This window comes from Pseudomonas sp. FW305-20 (assembly GCF_058788075.1).
Genome location: NZ_JBYTAJ010000067.1, coordinates 1 through 7,480, shown reverse-complemented (window position 1 = coordinate 7,480; position 7,480 = coordinate 1). Strand labels below are relative to the sequence as shown.

Sequence of the window (7,480 nt, the reverse complement as noted above, 5' to 3'; positions counted from 1 at the left end):
AATGCCTCCACGGACGCTCCGCGTTCGGCTCTGGATGGGACGCGGAGCGTCCCGGGCTGCATTCCCACGCAGAGCGTAGGAACGATCATTCACGGAGTTTGGTCCTTGTCCTTGTCGATCATGCGCACAACAGCGGGCATCACGCCGAGAATCGCCAATGCCAGCAACGTGCTGAGCACCGCCGTCGCCTCTCGCCCCAACCCGGCCGAAACACCAATGGCCGCGGTCATCCACAACCCGGCGGCGGTGGTCAGGCCTTTGACGTGCCCCTCGTCGCCATCGTTGTTTTTCAGAATAGTCCCCGCGCCGAGAAAGCCGATCCCGGCGATCACCCCCTGCATCACCCGGCTCATGGCATCGGCTTGCGAGCCGGACATTTGCGGCACCAGCACGAACAGCGCCGCGCCGAGGGCCACCAGCATGTGGGTGCGAACCCCGGCGGCCTTGCCCTTGTGCTCGCGTTCGAAGCCGAGAATCCCGCCCAACACCGCAGCCATCAGCAAGCGCACGGTAATGCGCGTCAGTTGTGAAGCATCGCCAATGTCGGCGAACTCCGCTTGCAGGGTCACCCAAACCTCATGCCACCAAGCGTTCATGGTGTTGTCCTTGTGATGACTTAATGGAAAGTTGCTCTATTGACGATGGACCGCGTCGACCATTAATCAGTTGCACAGAACGATGATCCAAGGCTGCGCCCTAACGTTTTAGAAACCACAGAAAAAAAGGACACCTTCATGACTGTGCGCATCGAAAACCAGACCTGCTTCTTCATTACCGCGAACGGCGAAGAAATTCGTTTGTGTCCCGACGTCACCATCGTCACCGACCCGGAAAAATCCATGTCGATGGTGGAACTCAATGACAAGCCTTTCTACATCACCGAAGCAGAAGCCGACGCATTGACCGTAGCAGGCGCAGTCGACGGGCGTAGGCATTTGAAAGCCACCGACAGTGGTTCGGTGATTTGACTGACCCGGATCAATAACCCCCGCCGGCGCTTGATATAGGCGTCCGGGTCCCGCTATAGCGGGTGCATCAACTTGTCGCAGGCAGCGGATCAAAGCCCATCTGATCCGCTTTTTATTGCAATAGGTGAGTCTGTTATGCAAACAGATCGGCGCTCATAGTGCTCAGGCCTGATGGAGGCTGATGAGCGAAAGACCATGAGCGATAGAATCCCCGTCCGAATTGTTGAAAGTGCCCCGTCCGTTCAAAGCTATGAGCCTTCGCGCCCAAAGATGAAGGCCAAGTCCAGCGACAACCTGATCCATACCCGCAGCTTCACCGGTCTATTCCGCACCTTGCGCCTGAGCGGCGCGGGGTTTTTGTTTTTGTTGTTCTTCGGAACGGTGTGGTTGAACTGGGGCGGCCGCCAGGCGGTGCTCTGGGACCTTTCCGAAAGCAAATTCCATATCTTCGGTGCGACCTTCTGGCCACAGGATTTCATTCTGCTGTCGGCGTTGCTGATCATTGCCGCGTTCGGCCTGTTCGCGATCACCGTGTTTGCCGGGCGAGTCTGGTGCGGTTACACCTGCCCACAGAGCTCCTGGACCTGGATCTTCATGTGGTGCGAGAAACTCACCGAAGGCGAACGCAACCAGCGGATCAAGCTGCAAGCCGCGCCCTGGGGCCTGAATAAGCTGGTCCGCCGCTCGGCCAAGCACACCTTGTGGCTGGCCATCAGCCTGTTGACCGGCCTGACCTTTGTCGGCTACTTCACCCCGATCCGGCCACTGGCCGAAGAACTGCTGACCTTGCAGATGGGCGGTGTCAGCCTGTTCTGGGTGCTGTTCTTTACCGGCGCGACATACATCAACGCCGGTTGGCTGCGTGAAGCGGTGTGCATGCACATGTGTCCGTATGCGCGATTCCAGAGCGTGATGTTCGACAAAGACACCCTGACCATCTCCTACGACGTGGCCCGTGGCGAAAACCGTGGCCCGCGCAAACGTGACGTGGCACCGGCAGAAGTCGGCCTCGGTGATTGCATCGACTGCCAGGTGTGCGTGCAGGTCTGCCCGACCGGCATCGACATCCGCGACGGTTTGCAGATGGAATGCATCGGTTGCGCCGCGTGCATCGACGCCTGTGATTCGATCATGGACAAAATGGGCTACGCTCGCGGGCTGATCAGCTACACCTCCGAGCATCAATTGCAGGGTGGCAAGACGCATTTGTTGCGGCCACGTTTGATCGGCTACACCGCGGTCCTGCTAGTAATGATCGGTGCGCTGGCCCTGGCGCTGGTGGAGCGGCCGATGGTCTCGCTGGACGTGAGCAAGGACCGTGGCCTGTTCCGCGAGAACAGTCAGGGGCAGATCGAGAACATCTACAGCCTGAAAATCATCAACAAGACCCAGCAACGCCAGGATTACCGCCTGACCCTGGTCGATGACGGCGGCTTCCTGCTGCAAGGCAAGACCGAACTGAGCCTGGCGCCGGGCGAGATTGTCGATGAGCCGGTGTCGGTGGCGATGACCACGGAACGGCCGAGCAGCAGTTCGCAGACGATCAGCTTCAAGATTGCCGACAGTGATGAGCCTGAGATTTATAGCGTGGCGAAGAGCCGGTTTGTTGCGCCGATGAACAGATGATCCCCTAGACTATGGAGCTCTGTGGCGAGGGAGCTTGCTCCCGCTCGGCTGCGCAGCAGTCGTAAAATTTCAGGGGCGCTGCGCACCCCAGCGGGAGCAAGCTCCCTCGCCACAACAGCGTATCTCCTGAATAACTTCATTCCAGGCACTCGATGAAACGCTACGAAAAATTCGCCGATGACATCGCTGAACTGATTCGCTCCGGCGTTCTCGGCCCCGGCCAGCGTGTGCCGTCGGTGCGCTACGCCAGCCAGACTTACGGGGTCAGCCCATCCACGGTGTTCCAGGCCTACTACCTGCTCGAACGTCGCGGCCTGATCCGCGCTCGGCCGCGTTCCGGCTACTTCGTCAACGCACACGCGCCGAGCCCGTTCTCGGAGCCGGTGATCAGCAGTCAGGTCAATGAATCCACCGAAGTCGACGTCAGTGAACTGGTGTTCTCGGTCCTCGATTCGATCAAGGACCCGAACACCGTGCCCTTCGGCTCGGCCTTCCCCAGCCCGACCCTGTTCCCGCTGCAACGCCTGTCCCGCTCCCTGGCCAGCGCCGCCCGCGAGATGGACCCGCGCATGGTCGTCACCGACATGTCGCCGGGCAACCCGCAACTGCGGCGACAAATCGCCCTGCGCTACATGGTCGGCGGCCTGATGCTGCCCATGGAAGAACTGCTGATCACCAACGGCGCGCTGGAAGCGCTGAACCTGTGCCTGCAAGCGGTCACCGAGCCCGGCGACCTGGTGGCCATCGAAGCCCCGGCGTTCTACGCGTGCCTGCAAATCCTCGAGCGGCTGAAGCTCAAAGCCGTGGAAATCCCCGTGCATCCGCGCGATGGCATCGACCTTGGCGTACTCGCGCAAACCCTGGCACGGCACCCGATCAAGGCTGTCTGGTGCATGACCAGCTTCCAGAACCCGATGGGCGCGACGATGCCCGAGGCGAAGAAGCAGGAACTGGTTGAGCTATTGCGCAGCCATCAGGTGCCGCTGATCGAAGACGACGTCTACGCCGAACTCTATTACGGCCAACAGGCGCCGAAACCGGCCAAGGCTTTTGATACCGAAGGGCTGGTGATGCACTGCGGTTCGTTCGCCAAAAGCCTGGCCCCCGGCTACCGCATCGGCTGGGTCGCCGCCGGACGTTATGCGCAGAAAATCGAACGGCTGAAACTCATGACGTCGCTGTGCGCGTCGATGCCGGCCCAGGCGGCCATCGCCGATTACCTGCAACACGGCGGCTACGACCGGCACCTGCGAAAACTGCGTTACGCCCTGGAAGAACAGCAAAGCGCCATGCTCGCCGCTATCGCGCGCTACTTCCCGGCGCAGACTCGCGTCAGCCAACCGGCCGGCGGCTACTTTTTGTGGCTGGAGTTGCCACCGCAGATGGATTCACTGAAGTTGTTTCAGATGGCGTTGGCGCAAGGAATCAGCATTGCGCCCGGGCCGATCTTTTCTCCGACCCAGCGCTTTCGCAATTGCATCCGCCTGAATTACGGCAGCCCCTGGGATGAGACGGCCGAGAAGGCGATGGAAACGTTGGGGCGGATTGTGCGGTCGTTCTGAGGGCTTGGTTTTGCCGGTACCGGCCTCATCGCGGGCAAGCCACGCTCCCACAATGGACGGTGTCGATCAGAAGGTTGTGAACGACACAAATCCTGTGGGAGCGTGGCTTGCCCGCGATGAGGCCCACCCAAACAATGTAAATCTATGGACTTAACGCCCACCACCAAGGTCGACGAATGTCCCGGTCGCATAGGAAGCCTTGTCCGACAGCAACCACACAATCGCCTCGGCCACTTCTTCCGCACGTCCGCCCCGAGCCATTGGAATCGCCGACTCCAGCTTGCTGACCCGATCCGGGTCACCGCTCAACGCATGGAAATCGGTGTAGATGTAACCAGGGCGCACCGCGTTGACGCGGATGCCTTCGCCAGCCACTTCCTTGGACAGGCCGATGGTGAACGTATCCAGCGCACCTTTGGAGGCGGCGTAATCGACGTATTCATTGGGCGCACCCAGGCGTGAGGCCACCGAGGACACGTTAACGATGCTGCCACCCTGCCCGCCATGCTTGGGCGACATGCGCAGGATCGCGTGTTTGGCGCAGAGGATCGGCGCCAGGACGTTGGTTCTGAGGATTTTGAGGATACGGAATTCCGACATTTCATCGATCCGGGACTTCTGCCCGACGGTGCCGGCGTTGTTCACCAGTGCCGTGACCCGGCCCAACTCAGTGTCCACGCGGTGGAACAAGGCGATCACTTCATCTTCGATGCTGACGTCAGCGCGTACCGCGATGGCTTGGGCACCGAGGGCGCGGACTTGCTCCAGCACCTTTTGCGCAGCGGATTCGTCGGCCAGGTAGTTGATGCAGATCTTATAGCCTTGTTCGGCGGCCAACAGGGCTGTGGCGGCGCCGATACCACGGCTGCCGCCAGTGATGACGATGACTTTGTCCATGCGAAATTTCCCCCATACCAAGCGTTAGCAGTCAGGGCCAAGAATAACCGTCATGGCTGGCTTTTGCATGGACCCACATCAATCACATTGCTCTAGACTCACCGCCAATTGCTCTGCACGCAGAATATCCACCATGAAGCGTTCAGCCGGCAGCGGGTGCCCGAGCAGATAACCCTGAAGCGAATCACAACCGAGTTGCGTCAGGAAGTCTTGCTGCGAACCGGTTTCCACCCCTTCGGCGACGATCCGCAACCCCAGTGCCTGACCGAGGGCGACGATGGCGGAAACGATGGCAGCATCATCGCTGTCACGCTCCAGGTCGCGGACAAAACCGCGGTCGATTTTCAGTTCATTGGCGGGCAAGCGCTTGAGGTACATCAAGCTCGAATAGCCGGTGCCAAAGTCGTCGATCGACAGGTCGACCCCCATTGCCGACAGCTCCTGAAGCACCGTCATGCTCGCATCGGCATCGCTCATGGCGGTGGTTTCCGTGATCTCGAGGGTCAGGCTGTTGGCCGGCAAATGGTGAGTGGCCAAGGCTTTGGCGACGCTCTGGACCAGGCCTGCGTGGCAGAACTGCAGGGCTGAAAGGTTCACGGCGATGCGCCAGTCGGTGTACCCGAGCACGTACCACTCGCGCATCTGACGGCAGGCTTCGTTGAGCACCCACTCGCCAATCGGAATGATCAACCCGGTCTTTTCCGCCAGTTCGATGAACTTGTCCGGCAACAGCATGCCCTGGGTCGGATGCACCCAGCGCAGCAACGCCTCGGCGCCGACCGGCTTACCATTGTTGGCATCGAACTTGGGTTGGTAATAGAGACTGAACTGCTGCTGATCGAGGGCGATACGCAGGTCCTGCAACAATTGCAGTTGTTTGCGCGCGTTGCTGTTCATCGAGGCATCGAAGAAGGAATAGCCGTTTTTGCCGGCGCCCTTGGCGTGATACATCGCCGCGTCGGCGTTCATCAGCAATTCTTCGGCGGTTTCACCGTTACCCGGATAAATCGCGATGCCGACACTGGCGGAAATCTGCAAGTCATGTTCGGCGACCCGGAACGAACGCGCGATCAGCCCGACCTGACGGGCGGCCAGGCTCAATGCGTCATTCTGTTCGCCAAGCTGCACCAGTAGAACGAACTCATCACCGCCGATCCGCGCCAAGGTGTCGTGGCTGCGCAAATCCTCGCGCAAGCGCAGACCGACTTCACGCAACAACAGATCGCCCATATGGTGACCGAAGGCATCGTTGACGGGTTTGAACCCGTCCAGATCGATGAACATCAACGCGAAACAGCCGCCCTGCTCCTGCACCATGGACATCGCCTGATCGATGCGGTCAGCCAGCAACACGCGATTCGGCAGGCCGGTCAGGGTGTCATGCAGGGCCAGTTGAGTCAGTTCGCGGTTGGCCTCGGTCAATGAGTGGGCAAGGCCTGCAGTGCGGGCCTCGAGGCGCGCATCGAGGATTGAGGTCAACAAGGCAAGGCTCAACACTGCCAGGGTGGTGATCAGCACCAGATTGTCCAGGCCCTTGCCGTTCAGGCCGTTGATGGCCGCGCCACAGAAGCTGCCATCCGGGAAACGCGCCGCCGCCATGCCGGTGTAATGCATACCAACGATCGCAAACCCCATGATCACCGCCGCGCCGCCACGGATCAGGCCGACATAAGGCGTGTGCTGGCGAAGGCGGAAAGCGATCCATAAGGCGGCGCCCGAGGCGACTACGGCGATCAGCAGCGAGGCGCTGAACAGCGTCGGATCGTAATCGATACCCGGTTGCATGCGCATGGCGGCCATGCCGGTGTAATGCATCGCGCTGATCCCGCCGCCCATGACCAGCGCGCCGAATGCCAGTTGCCAGGCTGGCAATTGTGGCTGGCTGACCAGCCACAGGGCAAAGCCGCAGGACAGGATGCTGATCAGCAATGACAGCAATGTGATGCCGATGTCGTAGCCGAGGTCGATGGGCAACTGGAACGCGAGCATGCCGATGAAATGCATCGACCACACGCCAATCCCCATGGCAAAGGCGCCGCCCGCCGTCCATAGATGCACGGCCCGGCCCTTGGCCGTGGCAATGCGTCCGGTCAGGTCGAGCGCGGTATAGGAGGCGAGAATCGCTACAAACAGCGAGATGATGACCAGCGTGGGGGAATAGCTACCGATAAGCATGAGACTACTCGCGACAGCCCCTCCGTACTGCTTCCGTTCTCGGCGGGGCAAATCGGGCGATTGTACTGATTTCGCAAACGAACGCACCGACAAAATAAGCAAATGGCCATCAAGCCGATGAAACGCTTGTTTGACACCTCGCAACGGCCGCGACCAGTTGTAGCAGCTGTCGAGCTTGCGAGGCTGCGTTCGGCTGCGCAGCAGTCGTGAATCCTGTGCACGCGATTTATCTGAGACACCGCAGCGTATGGT

General features: G+C 60.3%; 6 protein-coding genes. 3 read left to right on the top strand and 3 right to left on the bottom strand.

Going from position 1 to position 7,480, the window contains the following annotated elements:
- Positions 1 to 89: 89 nt before the first annotated feature.
- Positions 90 to 596 carry an MgtC/SapB family protein gene (locus AC3WP4_RS28390; protein WP_074876782.1) on the bottom strand — a complete coding sequence of 169 codons (507 nt, stop codon included), beginning with the start codon at positions 594 to 596 and terminating at the stop codon, positions 90 to 92.
- A gap of 138 nt (positions 597 to 734) precedes the next feature.
- Here AC3WP4_RS28390 and AC3WP4_RS28385 point away from each other — a divergent pair, with 138 nt between their 5' ends.
- The 3 genes from AC3WP4_RS28385 (at position 735) to mapR (ending at position 4,156) form a co-directional block, all read left to right on the top strand.
- Positions 735 to 968 (top strand): DUF3203 family protein, encoded by a 234-nt coding sequence (locus tag AC3WP4_RS28385; protein ID WP_074876784.1) that lies wholly within the window; start codon positions 735 to 737, stop codon positions 966 to 968.
- Between the two features lie 195 nt (positions 969 to 1,163).
- The gene (ccoG, locus tag AC3WP4_RS28380) at positions 1,164 to 2,594 is read left to right on the top strand and encodes a cytochrome c oxidase accessory protein CcoG (RefSeq protein WP_102614333.1); all 1,431 of its coding nucleotides are present in this window, start codon (positions 1,164 to 1,166) and stop codon (positions 2,592 to 2,594) included.
- A gap of 152 nt (positions 2,595 to 2,746) precedes the next feature.
- Entirely contained in the window at positions 2,747 to 4,156 is a 1,410-nt protein-coding gene (mapR, locus tag AC3WP4_RS28375) for a GntR family transcriptional regulator MpaR (RefSeq protein ID WP_076031034.1), read from the top strand.
- 150 nt (positions 4,157 to 4,306) lie between these two features.
- Here mapR and AC3WP4_RS28370 read toward each other — a convergent pair whose 3' ends face one another.
- Together AC3WP4_RS28370 and AC3WP4_RS28365 are read right to left on the bottom strand one after the other, a co-directional pair.
- On the bottom strand, positions 4,307 to 5,053 hold the full coding sequence (locus tag AC3WP4_RS28370; protein ID WP_102614334.1) for an SDR family oxidoreductase: 747 nt from the start codon (positions 5,051 to 5,053) through the stop codon (positions 4,307 to 4,309).
- 78 nt (positions 5,054 to 5,131) lie between these two features.
- Positions 5,132 to 7,228, bottom strand: a complete 2,097-nt coding sequence (locus AC3WP4_RS28365) for a putative bifunctional diguanylate cyclase/phosphodiesterase (RefSeq protein WP_102614335.1) — start codon at positions 7,226 to 7,228, stop codon at positions 5,132 to 5,134.
- Positions 7,229 to 7,480: the final 252 nt, after the last annotated feature.

Coding starts and splice junctions, on each gene's coding strand:
- AC3WP4_RS28385 (WP_074876784.1), top strand. CDS start 735: ATGACTGTGCGCATCGAAAACCAGACCTGCTTCTTCATTACCGCGAAC.
- mapR (WP_076031034.1), top strand. CDS start 2,747: ATGAAACGCTACGAAAAATTCGCCGATGACATCGCTGAACTGATTCGC.
- AC3WP4_RS28370 (WP_102614334.1), bottom strand. CDS start 5,053: ATGGACAAAGTCATCGTCATCACTGGCGGCAGCCGTGGTATCGGCGCC.
- AC3WP4_RS28365 (WP_102614335.1), bottom strand. CDS start 7,228: ATGCTTATCGGTAGCTATTCCCCCACGCTGGTCATCATCTCGCTGTTT.
- ccoG (WP_102614333.1), top strand. CDS start 1,164: ATGAGCGATAGAATCCCCGTCCGAATTGTTGAAAGTGCCCCGTCCGTT.
- AC3WP4_RS28390 (WP_074876782.1), bottom strand. CDS start 596: ATGAACGCTTGGTGGCATGAGGTTTGGGTGACCCTGCAAGCGGAGTTC.